15 protein-coding genes are annotated in these 16781 nt (G+C 57.5%); 9 read left to right on the top strand and 6 right to left on the bottom strand.

Annotated elements, in window-relative coordinates; translation table 11 throughout:
* The first annotated feature begins 25 nt into the window (after nucleotides 1-25).
* Nucleotides 26-994, top strand: coding sequence for an agmatinase (locus AC2FI8_RS08855; protein ID WP_496778567.1), 969 nt, complete (start codon nucleotides 26-28; stop codon nucleotides 992-994).
* Here AC2FI8_RS08855 and AC2FI8_RS08850 read toward each other — a convergent pair.
* The 5 genes from AC2FI8_RS08850 to AC2FI8_RS08830 all read right to left on the bottom strand — a co-directional run bounded on the left by AC2FI8_RS08850 (nucleotide 991) and on the right by AC2FI8_RS08830 (nucleotide 6797).
* The gene (locus AC2FI8_RS08850) at nucleotides 991-1965 is read right to left on the bottom strand and encodes an arginase family protein (RefSeq protein ID WP_496778565.1); all 975 of its coding nucleotides are present in this window, start codon (nucleotides 1963-1965) and stop codon (nucleotides 991-993) included. The genes AC2FI8_RS08855 and AC2FI8_RS08850 overlap by 4 nt on opposite strands.
* Before the next feature lie 54 nt (nucleotides 1966-2019).
* Nucleotides 2020-3609, bottom strand: a complete 1590-nt coding sequence (locus AC2FI8_RS08845) for an ABC transporter permease (RefSeq protein ID WP_496778563.1) — start codon at nucleotides 3607-3609, stop codon at nucleotides 2020-2022.
* On the bottom strand, nucleotides 3602-4639 hold the full coding sequence (locus AC2FI8_RS08840) for a quaternary amine ABC transporter ATP-binding protein (protein WP_113790018.1): 1038 nt from the start codon (nucleotides 4637-4639) through the stop codon (nucleotides 3602-3604). The genes AC2FI8_RS08845 and AC2FI8_RS08840 overlap by 8 nt, the downstream gene beginning before the upstream one ends.
* A gap of 78 nt (nucleotides 4640-4717) precedes the next feature.
* Complete coding sequence (locus AC2FI8_RS08835; protein ID WP_496738296.1) at nucleotides 4718-5668, bottom strand: ABC transporter substrate-binding protein; 951 nt, start codon at nucleotides 5666-5668, stop codon at nucleotides 4718-4720.
* A 256-nt stretch (nucleotides 5669-5924) separates the two neighbouring features.
* Nucleotides 5925-6797 (bottom strand): LysR family transcriptional regulator, encoded by an 873-nt coding sequence (locus tag AC2FI8_RS08830; RefSeq protein ID WP_496778561.1) that lies wholly within the window; start codon nucleotides 6795-6797, stop codon nucleotides 5925-5927.
* Nucleotides 6798-6882: 85 nt separating this feature from the next.
* Between AC2FI8_RS08830 and AC2FI8_RS08825 the strand changes: the two genes are divergently transcribed.
* From AC2FI8_RS08825 to AC2FI8_RS08805, 5 genes are read left to right on the top strand one after another with little or no spacing between them, the layout of a single operon-like run.
* Nucleotides 6883-8346, top strand: coding sequence for an aldehyde dehydrogenase family protein (locus AC2FI8_RS08825; RefSeq protein ID WP_496778559.1), 1464 nt, complete (start codon nucleotides 6883-6885; stop codon nucleotides 8344-8346).
* On the top strand, nucleotides 8346-9323 hold the full coding sequence (locus tag AC2FI8_RS08820; protein ID WP_496778557.1) for a membrane dipeptidase: 978 nt from the start codon (nucleotides 8346-8348) through the stop codon (nucleotides 9321-9323). The genes AC2FI8_RS08825 and AC2FI8_RS08820 overlap by 1 nt, the downstream gene beginning before the upstream one ends.
* Nucleotides 9320-11005, top strand: coding sequence for a hypothetical protein (locus AC2FI8_RS08815; protein WP_496778555.1), 1686 nt, complete (start codon nucleotides 9320-9322; stop codon nucleotides 11003-11005). The genes AC2FI8_RS08820 and AC2FI8_RS08815 overlap by 4 nt, the downstream gene beginning before the upstream one ends.
* Nucleotides 11002-11631, top strand: coding sequence for a DUF3726 domain-containing protein (locus tag AC2FI8_RS08810; RefSeq protein WP_496778553.1), 630 nt, complete (start codon nucleotides 11002-11004; stop codon nucleotides 11629-11631). Before AC2FI8_RS08815 ends, AC2FI8_RS08810 begins: the two co-directional genes overlap by 4 nt.
* 10 nt (nucleotides 11632-11641) lie before the next feature.
* On the top strand, nucleotides 11642-12652 hold the full coding sequence (locus AC2FI8_RS08805; RefSeq protein ID WP_496778551.1) for an Ldh family oxidoreductase: 1011 nt from the start codon (nucleotides 11642-11644) through the stop codon (nucleotides 12650-12652).
* Nucleotides 12653-12670: 18 nt separating this feature from the next.
* On the opposite strand, the gene AC2FI8_RS08800 is transcribed toward AC2FI8_RS08805, so the two are convergent.
* On the bottom strand, nucleotides 12671-13699 hold the full coding sequence (locus tag AC2FI8_RS08800; protein ID WP_496778549.1) for a LacI family DNA-binding transcriptional regulator: 1029 nt from the start codon (nucleotides 13697-13699) through the stop codon (nucleotides 12671-12673).
* A 113-nt stretch (nucleotides 13700-13812) separates the two neighbouring features.
* Between AC2FI8_RS08800 and AC2FI8_RS08795 the strand changes: the two genes are divergently transcribed.
* The 3 genes from AC2FI8_RS08795 to AC2FI8_RS08785 are packed head-to-tail and all read left to right on the top strand — an operon-like array spanning nucleotide 13813 to nucleotide 16780.
* A complete protein-coding gene (locus tag AC2FI8_RS08795) occupies nucleotides 13813-15324 on the top strand; it encodes a tripartite tricarboxylate transporter permease (protein WP_496768769.1) in 1512 nt (503 codons plus the stop codon).
* Nucleotides 15321-15776, top strand: a complete 456-nt coding sequence (locus AC2FI8_RS08790; RefSeq protein WP_496696361.1) for a tripartite tricarboxylate transporter TctB family protein — start codon at nucleotides 15321-15323, stop codon at nucleotides 15774-15776. Before AC2FI8_RS08795 ends, AC2FI8_RS08790 begins: the two co-directional genes overlap by 4 nt.
* 44 nt (nucleotides 15777-15820) lie before the next feature.
* Nucleotides 15821-16780: a Bug family tripartite tricarboxylate transporter substrate binding protein gene (locus tag AC2FI8_RS08785; protein WP_472723032.1), complete on the top strand. Its 960-nt coding sequence runs from the start codon at nucleotides 15821-15823 to the stop codon at nucleotides 16778-16780.
* Nucleotide 16781: the final 1 nt, after the last annotated feature.

The following is a 16781-nucleotide window of genomic DNA, read 5'->3' as shown; positions in this document are numbered from 1 at the left end:
TGGGAATTGCGTGAAGGATAAGGCCATGACCGATTCATTTTTTCAGCCGGTATCGGCGATGGAGCTGGCCCGGTTTGCCGGCATCCCCTCGTTCATGCGTTTGCCCAGCCTGGACCTGGATCACGAACGGATTTTGGATGTTCAGGTCGGTCTCATCGGCATCCCGTGGGATGGCGGCACTACCAATCGTCCTGGCGCGCGGCATGGTCCGCGACAATTGCGGGACTATTCCACGATGATCCGCGCGATGAACCCAGTCACAGGCGTCGCGCCGTTCTCAATGGTCAATTGCGCCGATCTTGGCGACGTTGCGCCCAATCCGGTTGATATCGAAGATACTCTGAACCGGGTTACGGATTTCTACTCAAACCTACAGGCAAAAGGCATTGTTCCGCTAACCGCTGGCGGGGACCACCTGACCACCCTGCCCGTTTTGCGTGCGCTTGCCGCCGCAGGCCCCGTCGGCCTGATCCAGTTCGATAGTCACACAGACCTGTTCGACAGCTATTTTGGGGGCCATAAGTTCACCCACGGCACTCCGTTTCGGCGCGCGGTAGAAGAAGGACTGGTCGACCCCAAACGCTTTGTTCAAGTTGGCATCCGGGGCACCGCCTACAACACCGAAGACATCGAATGGGGCGAGGCACAGGGTATTCGCATCATCCGTATCGAGGAACTGTTTGATCGGGGCATCGACGACGTGATGGCCGAGGTGCGCGGTATCGTTGGGCAAGCACCAACTTATTGCACCTATGACATTGATTTTGTTGACCCAACCTACGCCCCTGGCACCGGAACGCCCGAGATCGGGGGACCAAACAGTTTTCAGGCGCAGCAGGTCATCCGCCAGATGTCTGGTGTGAACCTGATTGGCGCTGATCTGGTCGAAGTATCGCCCCCATTCGATCCGAACGGAGGCACCGCGTGGCTGGGCATTTCGCTGATGTTCGAACTGCTCTGTGTATTGGCCCAGGCTGTTGACGCACGGCGCTAGCTGGCGTTTTCGGCGATCATTGAAATCATTTCGAACATCACCGCAGCTGCCGTTAGCGCGGTGATGTTGTTCGGGCTGTCCTTGGTTGGCATCATGCAAACGACGTCCCCGCCCACAATGTTCAACCCGCGCGCGGCACGCAGAATGCCGACAGCCTCGTCAATATCGAAACCCTTCTCGCCCGGTTCCAGATTGGACACGGCAGGCGCGACAGTGGGATCAAGGCAATCCAGATCGAACGTGATATAGACCGGTCGGTCCCCCAGCACTTCTTTGGTCTGAGCCACGACGTCTTCCAGCCCTCGTTGACGGAATTCGCGCATAGTGACGATGTTGTAGCCATAGTCGTAGGACGGCTGCAGCCAGTCCAAGCTTCGCGGATGGCCCCTAAGTCCGATTTGCATGGATCGCGTGGGGTCTACCTGCCCCTGATCCGCCAGATACGCGCCCCAATGAGCCGCCGACTTCTTGGCCCCCAGGAAATGATCGACCTTGGTGAACACGTCCGTATGCGCGTCCAGATGCAGAAAGCTGACAGGCTCTCCACCAGCCAGTTTACCGCGACCCAGCGCTTGCACGATCCCGCCAGTGATGGAGTGGTCGCCGCCAATCGACACCGGGCGCGCACCGGCTGCATCGATGTCTTTGTAAAAAGCCGTAATCCGTTCGATGCAGTCTTCGTTATCGTTTGCCCGCGGAAATGGAACGTCGCCTACATCTGCAATCTTCGCACAATTCCACGGATCAATTTCAAACACCGAATGTACCCGCCGCTGTACGGCCGAGACATGCCGCAAAGCACGCGGGCCCAAATGCTGATCCCGCTCGGTTGTGCCGTTGCCTGCCGAATGCGGCACTCCGACCAAAGCGATGTCCTGCCCTTCGGGACCTTGATTGGGGCACCGAAATAGGGTCGGTATCCCCCACCAATATAGATTGTCCATCATAGACTGTTCGTAAAGGTCGGTCATCTGCGTCTCCGGTGAAAGAAAAACACCCCCGATGTGAACCGGGGGCGTTTGCGTTCAGAGTTTTTCGTCTTCTCGGCGGAAGGCACCTTGAACAATACGGTCCATGACCATGGCCAGGAACAGGATGGCGAACCCACCCAGCAGACCCGGACCTTTGGCAGCGTATTGCAGCGCTTCAAGGATTTCCTTGCCCAGACCTCCACCGCCGATCAGCGAGATAATCACCACCATCGACAAGCACATCAGGATAGTCTGGTTCACGCCGGTCATGATCGACGGCAGGGCAAGCGGGATCTCAACATCTTTGAGCAACTGCCATTTCGATGCCCCGAAGGCCACGGCAGCCTCTTTGATGCTTTCCGGAACCCCGCGCATCCCCAGCGCGGTCAAGCGAATGACTGGCGGCATACCAAAGATGATTGTCGCCAGAATGCCCGGCGGGTTGCCTGTGCCAAAGAAAGCGATGATTGGGATCAAGTAGACAAACGCCGGCAATGTCTGCATCAGATCCAACACCGGCTCGGCCGCCCGGTAGGCGCGCTTGGATTTGCCGAACCAGATGCCCAGCGGAATGCCAAAAACCACGCATAACAGCACCGCCGCGCCCACCAATGCCACGGTTTCCATCGCCACATCCCAATACCCCAGAAGCGCGATATAGGCCAACGAAGACGCGGTGAAGATTGCCACCCTTGGCCCTGCCGCGCGCCACGCGGTCACACAGATCACCAACATCACAACCGGCCACGGGGAACCGATCAATGCCACCGTCAACGCATCCAGAACAGATCGCACACCCGCAACGATACCATCGAATACATCCCCGCCGGCTGCGGCGGCTGCATCTATTTGCGCCTCCATCCAGCTTGCCAGGTTTGAGAACAACGTTCCGTTGCCTTCGCCCAATATCATCGCGGAGACTTCCTGCTCGGGGAATGCATCCAACAATGGAAGTGAGGCGTTTACGGTGAATTTGTACACGATCAGCGGGCCAATTGCGGCCACCAAAACAGCACCCAGAACAGTGTTGCGGGTCGAGCGGCCGCTTTCGGTGCTGGCAGGATCTGTCCGCCAATTCGAGTACTGCTTTTCGTACACGCGGTCCGCATAAAAACCTTGCGCAAGCTTGAAAACCAGAAGCATCAACAGGCCCGTAACCATGATGCCCACGGCTTCGGACTGAGCGGCAGCGGCTTTTTCAAAACTGGAATCCGCCGCCTTCTGGATATTAGTCGCCAGTTTGTTGAACCGGTCTATATCTGCCTTTTCGGTCGCCGCAGCCGCGCGCTCCAACAATTCGTTCGCGCGAGTTTGCTGACGCTCGGCCCGTTCGGCCAAATCAGCGCCAGGATTGCCCCAGGCACCGCGACCGATCTGAACCCACGCGATGATTTCCAGGATCAGGAAAGTCCAGAACATCCCCCAAATCGCACGTGAGGCTGACCAGAACGGCCCCAGAACAGCCGCCCAGATGTTGAACGTGTTTGGAATGCCACTGGTCGCATCATGGATTTTGTGAAAAGCGTTGACGTAATAATCGCCGTTTGGTCCCGCAAACTCATGGATTGAACGGTCCAATGCGTCGCGATCGACTTCGATATCCGAGGCGGCCGTGACTTTTACTTCCGTGGTTGCATCAGTCATTTTTGCCCCCCTGAATTCCGCGCAGCAAACGCGGTTTAGTGACCACGCCTACATCAGCGCCAGCATCGGTAATGATGACCGGCAGGTCCGTATTGACGGCAAGGTCGATCAACTGGTCCAAATCCGCCCCTTCATCCGCGCGTGGTGCGCCCTCAGTCGAGCCGGAATAGCTGTCGATTGGTTCCATGATCGAATGCGCTTTGACCAGTTTGAGTTTGGAAATGCCCTGTACGAACTCACGCACATAGTCATCCGCCGGGTTCATGACGATATCTTCGGGCGTGCCAATCTGAACTATGACGCCGTCTTTCATGATGGCGATCCGGTGCCCGATACGGATGGCCTCGTCCAGGTCGTGGGTGATGAACAGCGTCGTCTTTTGCAGCTGCGCCACAAGCGCCTTGAACTGATCTTGCAGTTGCAACCGGATCAACGGATCTAACGCCGAGAACGGCTCGTCCATCAACAAAATCTCGGGGTCCGAGGCCAGCGCACGGGCGATCCCCACACGTTGCTGCATCCCACCCGACAACTCTTTGGGCAGGCGATCCTCGTAGCCTGTCAGGTCTACCAACCCCAGTGCATGATCTGAAACTGCCCAGCGTTTCGACTTGGACACTTTGCGGATTTCCAGCGGATAGGCGACGTTATCGCGAACCGATCGGTGTGGCATCAGTGCCATGTGCTGAAACACCATCCCGATTTGCATGGCCCGAATGCGACGCAGCTCGGCCTCGGAAATCTTGGAGACATCCTGCCCCAGAATTTCGATCTTTCCGGCGGTCGGTTCGATCAGGCGATTAACGTGTCGTACCAGCGTCGATTTGCCAGAGCCTGACAGGCCCATGATGCAGAAAATCTCGCCCCTTGGCACTTCGAAGGACGCGCCTTGCACGCCAACGACACAATTGAATCTTTCCAGAACTTCAGGCTTTCCGATGCCTTCATTCCGGACGGCTTCCATGGCTTCTTCGGCTTTTGCGCCAAAGATTTTCCAGACATCCGTCAGTTTAACGACTGTTTCGGTCATTTTTGTCCCTTTGGTGCAAAACAGGCCGCCGGGGCTGTCCCGACGGCCTGCCAGAGTTTCAGTTCCGGTCGGCGTCAATCAATTTGACATCCAGCCCAGAACGGCATCTTCGTTCGCACCGACCCATTCCTCGGCATAGGCCAAAGGTTCTTTACCTTCGATCACCAATGCATATGTCATTGCCGAAACCGTATCGGTATCCAGTTTCATATTGGCCAGCATAGTTGCCACTTCGGGGTATTCGTCCTCAAGCGACTTTGCGAAGTGCAAGTGCAGATACGCTAGGTCCCAGGCAACGCCGGCCTCGGATTTTTCCAGCCAGTCCGGGTCATCTGTGGGCTGCAACACGTTCCATTTGGCCGCATCATAAGCCGGTTCTTCAAGGATCTGCATGTCATGCAGGGCAAACACATAGTGCGGCGTGTAGCAGAACCCGACCCACGGCTCGCCCGCTTTGATTGCATTGTCGAGATTCGCGTAAGCCACTGTCTCATCGATTTCTGTCAGTTCAAAAACTTGGTCATAACCGTAGGATTTGGCCCGAATTTTTTCGACGTTGGTCGACGCCCATCCCGGCGCACCGATCCATAGTTCACCCTGCCCGTCACCGTTGCTGTCAAACAGCGCAGCATTGTCGGGGTTTGTCAGGTCTTCAATGGACGTAATGCCATGTGCTTCCGCTGTTGCCTTGTCGACGCACATACCTTGGAAGGCTTCAACTCCGTTTGCGTTGAACGTAACCGTTCCCTTATCTTTTACGTAGGTATCATGCAGGTTTTGCTGGTTGGGCATCCAAACTTCAGGGTGTACGTGCATGGCGCCGGAGTCCATCGCCTCGAATACAATCGGGTTGGTGCCATTCTGAAGTTCAACCTCAAGACCGAGGTTCTGTTCGATCGCAACTTTCAAAATATGTGCCGTCGCATTTACCGAAGGCCAGTTCGGCACGCCGATCACGATATCAGCAGCAAGGGCGGGTCCAGCGATCACAGCGGATGCGCCTCCCAGTAACGTGGCTAATTTTTTCATTTGTGTCTCCTTGTTGGACGTCTGCGGCGCTGTTTTTCTATGCCCGAGGGCCGTGGTGCACCGTGCAAACAAAGTCGGAAAGCCGATGCTTTCCCATTTTTGGGTCAGCCGCACGATGCGCCGACCCGGCAAGAAAAATTGAAACATGGTGACGCGTCACCCATCAAGCGTTACGTCCAAGAAGCACTCAAATTCGATATTATCATAGAAATGTTTCGGCTTTGTCGAAAATTGGCCGTGAACTCGTACTCTGCCATCAGGCAGCGCCCAGTTCCAGAATGTAAGCGACCGCTTCCTCGGTCAGATGCTTGAACCGCGCATGATCACTGACATAGAGGCAGACCTGGCGCTGATCGGGCAAATCCGCAATTTCGCGAAACGCCGTCGCCTCGGGCATGAAACTGGCAACCGATTGCGGCAATACCGTTACCCAATCCCCGGTCTTGACCATTGTGATTAGAGAATGCGTGTTGTGAACAGTAACATCCGCCTGCGCTTCGGATGCCCGGAACTTGGGCGATTGAATCAGATCGCACAGCGCGTTTCGAATAAACGGAAGTGTCAGGACTTCGTCAATTGTTGGCGTATTTGGCTGTCGTATCAAACGGTGATCAGAGGTGCATACCAGCCCAAACCTGTCTTCGAACAACGGAAGCGACCGAACTCCGTTCAGTGCGTGCTGACCTGAGGCGATGCCAATATCCGCTTTTCCCTCAACCAGCGCGTCCAAAACCTGCTGAGTATCTGTGTCGCGCAATTCGACTTTTACGCCGGGAAAGCGCTTTGTGACATAGGCCAGAACCTTAGGGAAAATCAGCGCTGCAACCGATGGAACGGACGCGATGCGCAGCAACCCGTGCTCTGCTTTTGCTGCGGCCATGATATCCAAGACGGCTTGATCGAACTGGCGGACTTGTTTCAATGCCACCTCGAAGACCTGCAATCCCAAAGGCGACAGTTGGTTCTTTCGCTCACCTTCAAACAGCTTTTTGCCCAGTTCATCTTCAAACTGCTTGAGGGTCATAGACACCGCCGACTGGGTCCGGCCCAGCCGGTCGGCCGCCTCGATTAGGTTGCCGGTTTGGGCGACAGTGCAAAAGCATCGCAGGGTCTCGATCTTGATCGCCAAGCTTCACCTTTTCTGAAGTTTGCTCAATTTATTTGAGTTTGACTGATATCTACTCAAAAAGCCATTCTGCGCCAGACCAATTTTCATGACTCTGGGGCGCATCGTGACAAAACTGAACCTGATTGCCGGCGAATGGCTGGCGGGCGAGACCGAAATTGAAAACCGCAATCCTTCGGATCTGAGCGATTTGGTTGGCATGTTTGCTCAGGCCAGCGCCGATCAGCTTGAGGCCACATTGGATCAGGCGCGTGTTGCACAGGCAGAATGGGAAGCCTACGGTCCCGAGCGCAAGCAAGCAGTTCTGATGAACATCGGCAACGAGTTGATGTCGCGCGCCGAAGAGCTAGGCACCCTGCTGGCCCGCGAAGAAGGCAAGCCGCTGGCCGAAGGCAAGGGCGAGGTTTACCGCGCCGGTCAGTTCTTTACCTATTACGCAGCCGAATGCCTGCGCCAGATCGGTGAGAACGCCGACAGCGTCCGCCCCGGTGTTGAAATTGACGTCCGCCGCGAGGCCGTGGGCGTCGTAGCCATCATTAGCCCTTGGAACTTCCCGACCGCAACCGCGTCGTGGAAGATTGCTCCGGCACTGTGCTATGGCAACGCCGTTGTCTGGAAGCCCGCGAACATCACGCCGGCCTCTGCCGTAGCCCTGACCGAGATCATCGAACGTCAGGACATTCCAAAAGGCCTGTTCAGCCTTGTCATGGGGTCGGGCCGCTCGATCGGTCAGCGTTTGGTTGAAAGCCCCAAGGTCAACGCGATTTCCTTCACCGGTTCCGTTCCAGTTGGCAAAGGTATAGCCGCCGCTGCGATCCAGAACCTGACCAAAGTTCAGATGGAGATGGGATCGAAAAACGCGCTGGCCGTCATGGACGACGCCGATCTCGATCTCGCGGTCACGCTGGCACTGGGCGGAGCCTTTGGCGGAACAGGTCAGAAATGTACCGCGTCCTCGCGGCTTGTAGTTCATGCCGGTGTGCATGATGCGTTTGTCGAAAAGCTTGTGGCCGGTGCCCAGGCGATGAAAGTTGGCCACGCTTTGGAAGAGGGCGTTCAGATGGGGCCGGTCGTCAGCGAACAGCAGCTGGGCGAAAACCTCGCCTATGTCGATCTCGGCAAATCTGAGGGCGCAGAACTGGCCTGCGGTGGTCAGCGGCTTGAGATGCCGCATGACGGGTTCTACATGTCCCCCGGCGTTTTCCTGAACACCAACAACGATATGCGGATCAACCGCGAAGAGATGTTCGCCCCGCTGACCAGCGTCATCAAGGTCGGCAGCTATGAAGAAGCGCTGAGCGTGGTGAACGACACCAATTTCGGGCTGACGTCGGGAATCGTGACGCAAAGCCTCGCCCGCGCGACCCATTTCCGCCGCAACGCGCGCACTGGTGTTGTGACCGTAAACCTTCCGACTGCGGGCACCGACTATCACGTGCCCTTCGGCGGCCGCGGTGACAGTTCTTACGGTCCACGCGAACAGGGCAAGGCAGCGGCTGAGTTCTATACCACGGTCAAAACCGCTTACATCAGCGCGGGAACGCCGGTCTGATGCGCATCGACGGGCTGCAATACGCCAATTGGTCTGAGAAGATCTTCCGCCAACTGCGCGAAGGGGGCGTGGATGCGATCCACGTCACCATCTCATATCACGAGAACTTTCGCGAAACGGTTCTGAACTTTGAAAAGTGGAACCGCTGGTTTGAGCAATTTCCAGACCTGATCATGAAAGGCCGTTGGGCCAGCGACATCGACATCGCCCGGGAAACCGGGCGGACGGCCGTGTTCTTTGGGTTCCAGAACCCGTCGCCCATCGAAGATGATATCGGGCTGGTGGAAATCCTGCACGATCTGGGCGCGCGCTTCATGCAGCTGACCTATAACAACCAGTCTCTTCTGGCGACCGGTTGTTACGAGGCCGAAGACACCGGCATCACCCGTATGGGCAAACAGGTTATCAAAGAGATGAACCGTGTTGGGCTTGTCGTAGACATGAGCCATTCGGCGGATCGTTCGACCATAGAAGCGGCCGAGATCTCCGAACGTCCCATTGCCATCACCCACGCCAATCCGCACGAGTGGTCCCCTGCCCTGCGCAACAAGCGCGACGCGGTGATCCGCGCGGTCACGGAAAACGGTGGGATGTTGGGCTTTTCGGTCTACCCTCATCACCTGAAGGACAAGTCCGACTGCACGCTGGAGAGCTTTTGCGAAATGATTGCCCGTACGGCTGACAAATACGGCGCACAAAATCTGGGGATCGGCACCGACCTGTGTCAGGATCAACCCGACAGCATTGTCGAGTGGATGCGCGTTGGTCGCTGGACCAAGGAAATCGACTACGGCGAAGGTTCAGCCAGCAATCCCGGCTTTCCGCCGATGCCCAGCTGGTTCGAGGATAATCGCCACTTCGGCAATATCGAAACCGGGCTGCGCAACGTTGGCATGAACGCCGAAGAAATCTCGGGCATCATGGGCGGCAACTGGTACCGCTTTTTCGATCAGAACTTTGGACCACAAACCGCATGAACCACGTCAGTACTGATATTCCGCGACGCGATCCTGCGCAGGTTATGCGCCTGTCGCGGCTGGGCTCGCTGCATCAGTGCAGACTCAGCTTTATGCGACAACTGACCCGACGTATGGCGCGCGAGAACTGGGCCTTTACGCGTCCTGTTTTTGAGATCGACGAAAACGGCGTCGGCCACGCAGTCTACACGGCGCAAGGTCCGGATCGCGCCTATTCGCTGGTTGCGTTCGCCCATGACCTGCCGCCCGAACAACGGTCGGACCGGGTGATCGCTGAGGCGTGGGACGCCACTTTCGCATTATTCGATGGCATCCCAACGAAGCAGGACATCCAACGCCTGTCAGAAAACGTTCCATTGCAAGAGGCAGGGCGCGTAAGCGAAAGCGAGTTGTCCCTGTCTCGTGCCAACCGGTCCGTGCGTTTGTGGAAACACGTGGTTGACAGGTTGGCTGCCGGACAACAGCCCGACTTGGAGCAAATCCATAAAGTCGGTTACCTGATGCGGACGACGGCCGTTTACGGATCGGGCAAGTTCGGCGCCGCGGATCGCGAGAAGATTGCGAACCGGCCAGAACTGCACGCACCCTTTCAGGCGGAAATGATGTCGGTCTACCTGACGCGAACATTTGTCCGCGATCTGGTGCAACATATGGCCCTCGCCAAGGGCGGCATGCAGTCGGCTGAACTGAACCCCGAGATTGCACAGTGGCTGGGCATCGGAAACTCAACCGGATTGGGGATGGCTCCGTTCATCGTCAATCACCCGGTATTGTTCAACAACTGGATCATGGCGCGCGAAGAGGCGTTGGCACGTGTTCGGTCTCTGCAATCAGCGTCAGAGGACGAAGCCCGACACTTTCGGGACATCTATGATCGCAGCAAGTTATCGATGTCGTGGTGGCGATCCGAGCATCCGGTTCAGATTGAGAAGATTGCCTCACTGAATGCCGATCTAACAGCCATTTCCGGCTATCTGGACGAAAATGACCTGACGCAGGACCGCCCGTGGGATCGGCTCATCCGCTGGTCGGAAACCACACTTGGCGAAGAAGGGCAGGAACTGCTCGCGTCGCTTATTCTGGAACCCTATGGCGAGCTGGTGGATGGCCTGACCGGATGTATGGCTGACGGGAATGCTCAGGCACAGCTTATTGATGGAGGCATGACTGTCGATCAGCTCCGTGCCGCGATCCACGACCGCTTTGGCTGGGCACTGGATATGGATTGGTCGGCCGAGGCGAACTGCGCGCGCGCCTGGTACGTGTCCGAAGAAAAGCTGGAACCGCGACTTGGTGAACGGTTCGAGGAACCGATTGCCGAATATGAACAGCCCCTCGCCCCGGCACGAGATGCCGCGCTGGCCTACGCGGACCTTGCGAGTTGGCAAGACGACAAGCCCGTAGCCGAGTTCCTTCTGCGCCATCCCGAGCACCGCCACACGGTGCGGCGCGCGCAGATCGGCGTTGTAGCCCCGTATGGCGAGCTTCGCGACAACACGATAAGCGCAGACGTCATGCCCATCGATATGCTCCGGGCCAAGCTGTCGTTTTTCGGTGCCACGCATTTTGATCCGCGCTCGGACCGCTGGGTCCGTATCTGCATGTACGCTGGCGCGCCTTACCCTGAAGACCTGAATACCAGCACCGCAGATCTGTGGGTCTATCCGGAGCTATCTTCATGAACGTCTCGCTAAATGAGATCGAAGCCACCGCAAAGCGCGCGGCGCGTGGTGCCGGATATAGCTGGGGGCTGGCCGAGGAAGCCGCGAAAGCAACGCGCTGGCTGTGCGCGCGGGGGCAAAACGGCACCAGTGCTCTTGCTCAATTGTTGCAACTGGAATTGACGCGCGCACCTAAACAACACACCCCGGCCGATCTGAGCGGAGAATGGCAGAGTGATAGCGAGCTTTGCCCTTTGGTAACTGGCGCATTGCTGTCAGATTGTGCGCACCAACTGAACTCAGCCCCGATTGAGATAAAGAACGTAGCTGTGCCTGCCTTGCTGCTTCCATTCGCGGCAAATGCGGCGCGCGTGTTACAGACCTGCGTGAGTGTTGACTGTGACCGTGCACAGGTAGAAACCGACGGATTTGACCTGTCCCTGAACGCCCCACTTTCGGATAGGGCACAACAGGTTTCGGTGCAAATCGGTGGCCAACTGACCGCACCAGTCCACCGTCGAACACGGGCGGAACCTGATCCAACTGATTGGAACATTCTGAACCGGTTCGCCCACCGCACATACGCCCCCGCCACCGAGGAATCCCGCCTGCGCGGGGCCGGAGCGGGCTTATCCGACAACGATTAAAGAGGCCCCAATGATCGAAACCCGTACCCTGAGCCTTGAGCAGATCGAAGATCTGGCCTTCCGCGCGCTTGTCGCCGCAGGAACATCCGAAGCCAACGCCCGGCCATTGGCCGTTGCGACCGCTGCAACCGAGGCAGATGGGGTCGCCAGCCACGGCCTGGCATACATCCCGATCTATTGCGAGCACGTGCAATGTCGGAAAGTGGACGGAACAGCCCAACCGGAACTGTCGCGCCCACGCCCCGGCGCAGTGAACGTGGACGCAGCAACCGGCTTTGCCCATTCCGCAATTGATATGGGTTTTGAGGCCCTTATCCCAGCCGCGCGCGAACAGGGGATCGCTGCACTGTCTATCCGCAACAGCTATAACTGCGGTGTCCTTGGCTACCATACATACCGGTTGGCGCAGGCCGGATTGGTGGGATTGGGGTTCACCAACGCTCCGGCCTCGATCGCGCCTTCGGGCGGCGCAAAACCAGTCGTCGGCACCAACCCTTTCTCGATCGCCGCGCCCGGCGCAGATGGCCAGCCCGCCCTGCTGATCGACCAAAGCGCCAGCACGATTGCCAAAAGCGAGGTCATGAAACACGCCCGCGAAGGCAAATCGATCCCGGTTGGCTGGGCTTTGGACGCAGATGGCAACCCGACCACGGACCCGAATGTCGGCCTTAAGGGGTCGATGGCACCGTCAGGCGGTTACAAAGGCGTCGGTGTTGCCCTGCTGACCGAGGTACTGGCCGCAGCCCTGACCGGCGCGACCCTTGGCATTAACGCCTCGCCTTTTTCCGGCACCGCCGGTGGCCCCCCCAAGACCGGGCAGTTCTTCATTGCGATCGACCCGACCGCCACCTCTGGCGATGCGTTTACTTCGGGGATCAGCGAATTGGTCGGCGCAATCCGTGCACAGAACGGAGCGCATCTGCCCGGCGATGGGCGCGGCGGCAAGCGCAGGCAGGCACAGACCGACGGCGTTGCAGTAAATGCGGCCACGCTGGATAAGATTGAGGCAATCATAGCCTAACTATTCTGCCCAGGCCTGTCAGGTCGCCAGCGAACGGGTCGTTTGTCTGGCGACACATTCCAAATCACAGCGGATGCTGAAATGCTTGGGGTCATCCGACGTAATAAAGTCGGTGAATTTCTCACCGGCCAGTGCTCCGATGGTTTCTGCGGGAATGCGGATGGTTGTAAGGCCCGGCTCGACGTCAGCTGAGCCCTTGAAATCTCCGATACCAATTATCGACAGATCATCGGGAACGCTTAAACCAAGCTTTTGGGCAGCAAACAGCGCCCCCTGCGCAATGACGTCATTGCCGCACAGCAATGCCGTCGGACGTTTCGGCGTCGTCAAAAGGGCCATGGCCGCCTGCTTGGCCTGAGAAACACTGTACGGCGCTTGGGTTTCATGCTCATCAGGTACGGAAACCCCCTGTTCGCCCAATGCGTCATGCACTGCGGAAAGGCGGTGCTGCGCGCGGTCGTTCCCCTGAGTTTCGGGAAAGATCAACCCGATGTCACGGTGCCCCAAATCTAGCAGGTGTTCGGCCGCCAATCGTCCGGCCAGGTGGTTGTCCGCACCAACGCAAGGCAGGGGTGATTCTTCTGAGTAATTCCAGATCGCCAGCGCGGGAATCTTTTGCTGTGTGATCAAGCGGTTGGTGGCATCGGAATGTTCCAACCCGACCAGCGCCACGCCGTCCACACGATGTTCAAGAAACTTGCGAACCATCGCGTATTCCCGATCCAGGTCATACCCATGCGACGCCAGCAACAGGCTGAACCCTGCCTGGTCGATCGAATCCGAAAAGGCCTGAATAACCTCGGAAAAAATTGCGTGGTTGATTGTGGGCACGACAAGGCCAATTGTTCCCGACCGTTTTCCATGCATCGTTTGGGCCGCGCGGTTGCGGATGTATCCCAAGCGCTGCACTGCTTTGTTGATCTTTTTGCGAGTCGCCGGGTTGACCAGATCGGGGTGATTGAAGGTACGTGAAACCGTAGATGGCGACACCTTTGCAGCCTTTGCAACGGCCACAATATCCACCTTACTCTTTTGAAAATTAGCCATAATTTTACCCTACCCGGTCAAATTTATGAAAACATTTGCAATACTATTTTCATCCCCTAACCTGATTTGTCAACAAAGGTAAAAGTGCGAACGGACGGGTTGGGAGGCCCAGGATGGAATTCATTTACTACTTCGGAGATGTGTTCACGCCGATGTCGTTCCTGCTGCTTTTGGGCGGCACGATCGGAGGGCTGATCCTGGGCGCGACCCCCGGCCTTTCACCAACGATGGCGGTGGCCCTGTTGATCCCGTTCACCTTCCAACTTGAGGCCGCGCAAGGCCTGATCCTGCTGGGGGCGGCCTATACTTCAACTGTGGCTGGCGGAGCCGTCAGTGCCATCTTGCTGAAGATCCCTGGCGCTCCGGCGAATATCGCCACCACTCTGGATGGCCACACGATGGCCCAAAAAGGCGAAGGTGCCCGCGCCTTGCAGCTGTCTTTTCTGGCATCGGCCGTGGGCGGAATTTTTGGTGTTCTGCTGCTGATCTTCCTGACGCCCGTTTTGGCGCAATGGGCGCTTGCCTTTGGACCATCGCATCTGTTCTGGCTGGCCATTCTGGGGGTGACGGTCATCGGAACACTTGATTCCGCCTCAGTGGTCAAGGGGCTGCTGTCCGGTTGCATCGGGTTGTGGCTGGCGACCATCGGGTTCGACGACATCATGGGTGCACAACGCTTTATCTTTCACCCTGCACTGGGCGGCGGCATAAACATTATTGCCGCGTTGATTGGCCTGTTTGCGATCCCACAGGTGCTGACCATGTTTGCCAAAGGGCGCCACAACACAGGTGCCGAAGTGATCGAAGTGCAGCGCCATTCAATCATGGCGGCGTTCAAGGAACTGTTCAGCCGCGCCCGTGCGCTAAGCATCGGCACGCTGACGGGCTCGATCATCGGCCTGATCCCCGGTGTCGGTGGGCAGATCGCGGGCCTTGTCGCCTATGACCAGACCAAGAAGTTCTCGTCGGAAAAAGAAAAGTTCGGCACCGGCCATTCCGAGGGCGTCATCGCCGCGGAATCCGCCAACAACGCAATGGTTGGCCCTTCGCTTGTCCCGCTGCTGACGCTGTCCATCCCCGGCAGCCCGACCGCGGCTGTGTTGTTGGGCGGGTTGCTGATCCACGGAATTTTCCCGGGCTCGGACCTGTTTGACAATCACCCCGATGTCGCTTGGACCTTCATCAACTCGATGCTGATTGGCCAGGTGCTGATGTGTATCTTCGGACTCTATATTGCAGGGCTTGCGGCCCGTGTTGCTCAGGTTCCGCAATCCGTCATGGCCGCCATCGTTCTGGCCTTGTCGGTCTTTGGCGCATACTCGGTTCAAGGTTCGATGGGCGACGTCTACGTGATGGCGTGCCTCGGAATCGGGATGTTCTTTTTGGAACGCTTCGGTTTCTCGGCTGCGCCGCTGGTACTGGGTCTGATCCTCGGGCCAATCGCCGAGGCCAACTTCATCCAGGGTGGAATGATCGCTGACGCGACCGTGGGCAAGGCGTCGTACTTCATGACCGGAGGGCTGAACCTGTTCCTGATTGCCGTCGTACTGGCCTCGATCGCCTATTCGGTCTGGATGGAACTGCGCAGCCGCCGCTACACCACCAAAGAGGAGGCACAGGCATGAACCGCTCACAGCACGTATTCGGGTCAGGTCTGGTCTTTGCCGTTGGTCTGTGGGTCGCATGGGTCAGTTACACGCAACAACCCGCCGAAGCGTTCCTGTTCCCACGCCTCATAGCGACGGTCTTTGTGGTTCTGGCCGGATGGACATTTGGCAAAGCGGTCATGGGTCTGTCCAAGGTCGGAAACGGCGTGACGCGGACGATGTTCGTGAACATGCTGCCGGGTCTGATCATCACGCTGATCTATGTTTTCTGGGCGGCGAAGACGCTGGGGTTCTACACCGCAACAACCATCGCCTTTTTTACCCTGCTGTCGATCTACGACCCCGCCCCCCATTCCGAAGTCAAAACCTGGATCAAACGCGGGATCATCACGGCGGTCTTTGTGGCGGTGATGTACGGGCTCTTTGCCATGCTTTTGAACGTCTACACACCAAGAGAAATTCTGTTCTGAACACGCAAATGCGCGGATGAACTAAATCAGGGAGGAAACGCAAAATGAAACGATTGATTGCAGGGGCAGCAATGGCTCTGACGGGCCTGACGGGCGCGGCAATGGCCGAGGAATATCCCGAACGGCCGATCATGATGATGGTCAGTTACGGGGCCGGAGGCGCGACCGATTTTCAGGCCCGGATCGTCACGATGACATCTGGAAACGAGGATGCGCTGGGAATGCCCATCGCCATCATCAACAAGCCTGGTGCCGGTGGGCGCGTTGGCTGGAACTGGTTCGCAACTCAGGCCGATCCAGATGGCTATACGCTGGGTGCGTACAACGTTCCTCATTTCATCGCCCAGTCGATCAAGGGTGGCGTCGAATATTCGACCGACAGCTTTGAACCCATCGCGAACTGGGGCGCAGACCCGGCCGTGTTCGTGGTTGGTGCCGACAGTGAGTTCAACTCGATGGATGACGTTGTCGCCTATGCCAAGGAAAACCCGGGCAAGCTGACGGTATCCGGCGCGGGCCTTTTTGTGGGCCACCACATCGCGGCACTGCAGATCGACAAGGCAGCCGGGACCAAGATGGCCTACATCCCGACCAAAGGTGGCGGAGCAGCAGCCATGAAGGCCGTCATCGCTGGTGAAGTCATGGGCGGCATCAACAACCTGTCCGATGCGTTCCGCGCGCAAGAGGCGGGCAATGTGAAGATCCTCGGCGTTGCTGATCTTGAGCGCAATGCGTTTCTGCCGGATGTTCCGACGATGATGGAACAGGGGTTGGACGTGGACAACTCCTCGGTCAATTTCCGGGGTGTAATGGTGCCCAAGGGAACACCTCCTGAGGTGATTGAAAAATTGGCCGCAACCGTGCCCGAGATGTTCGCCAATTCTCGCGTTTCCAAGAAGATGGAGGCGGGTGGCTCGCCCATGCACATCATGACACGTGACGAAGTGATCGAGATGTGGGCGCAGCGCCAGCAAACGCTGAACGAATTGCTGGCTGGTCTTTAAC

This window comes from Ruegeria sp. CDSB029 (assembly GCF_059611125.1).
Note: the sequence above shows the minus strand (reverse complement) of the source record. Positions and strands in the feature narration are given on the sequence as shown.

Excerpts from the sequence above, each read along its gene's own strand:
- AC2FI8_RS08855 (WP_496778567.1), top strand. The coding sequence starts at position 26 with ATGACCGATTCATTTTTTCAGCCGGTATCGGCGATGGAGCTGGCCCGG.
- AC2FI8_RS08850 (WP_496778565.1), bottom strand. The coding sequence starts at position 1,965 with ATGACCGACCTTTACGAACAGTCTATGATGGACAATCTATATTGGTGG.
- AC2FI8_RS08845 (WP_496778563.1), bottom strand. The coding sequence starts at position 3,609 with ATGACTGATGCAACCACGGAAGTAAAAGTCACGGCCGCCTCGGATATC.
- AC2FI8_RS08840 (WP_113790018.1), bottom strand. The coding sequence starts at position 4,639 with ATGACCGAAACAGTCGTTAAACTGACGGATGTCTGGAAAATCTTTGGC.
- AC2FI8_RS08835 (WP_496738296.1), bottom strand. The coding sequence starts at position 5,668 with ATGAAAAAATTAGCCACGTTACTGGGAGGCGCATCCGCTGTGATCGCT.
- AC2FI8_RS08825 (WP_496778559.1), top strand. The coding sequence starts at position 6,883 with ATGACTCTGGGGCGCATCGTGACAAAACTGAACCTGATTGCCGGCGAA.
- AC2FI8_RS08820 (WP_496778557.1), top strand. The coding sequence starts at position 8,346 with ATGCGCATCGACGGGCTGCAATACGCCAATTGGTCTGAGAAGATCTTC.
- AC2FI8_RS08815 (WP_496778555.1), top strand. The coding sequence starts at position 9,320 with ATGAACCACGTCAGTACTGATATTCCGCGACGCGATCCTGCGCAGGTT.
- AC2FI8_RS08810 (WP_496778553.1), top strand. The coding sequence starts at position 11,002 with ATGAACGTCTCGCTAAATGAGATCGAAGCCACCGCAAAGCGCGCGGCG.
- AC2FI8_RS08805 (WP_496778551.1), top strand. The coding sequence starts at position 11,642 with ATGATCGAAACCCGTACCCTGAGCCTTGAGCAGATCGAAGATCTGGCC.
- AC2FI8_RS08800 (WP_496778549.1), bottom strand. The coding sequence starts at position 13,699 with ATGGCTAATTTTCAAAAGAGTAAGGTGGATATTGTGGCCGTTGCAAAG.
- AC2FI8_RS08795 (WP_496768769.1), top strand. The coding sequence starts at position 13,813 with ATGGAATTCATTTACTACTTCGGAGATGTGTTCACGCCGATGTCGTTC.
- AC2FI8_RS08790 (WP_496696361.1), top strand. The coding sequence starts at position 15,321 with ATGAACCGCTCACAGCACGTATTCGGGTCAGGTCTGGTCTTTGCCGTT.
- AC2FI8_RS08785 (WP_472723032.1), top strand. The coding sequence starts at position 15,821 with ATGAAACGATTGATTGCAGGGGCAGCAATGGCTCTGACGGGCCTGACG.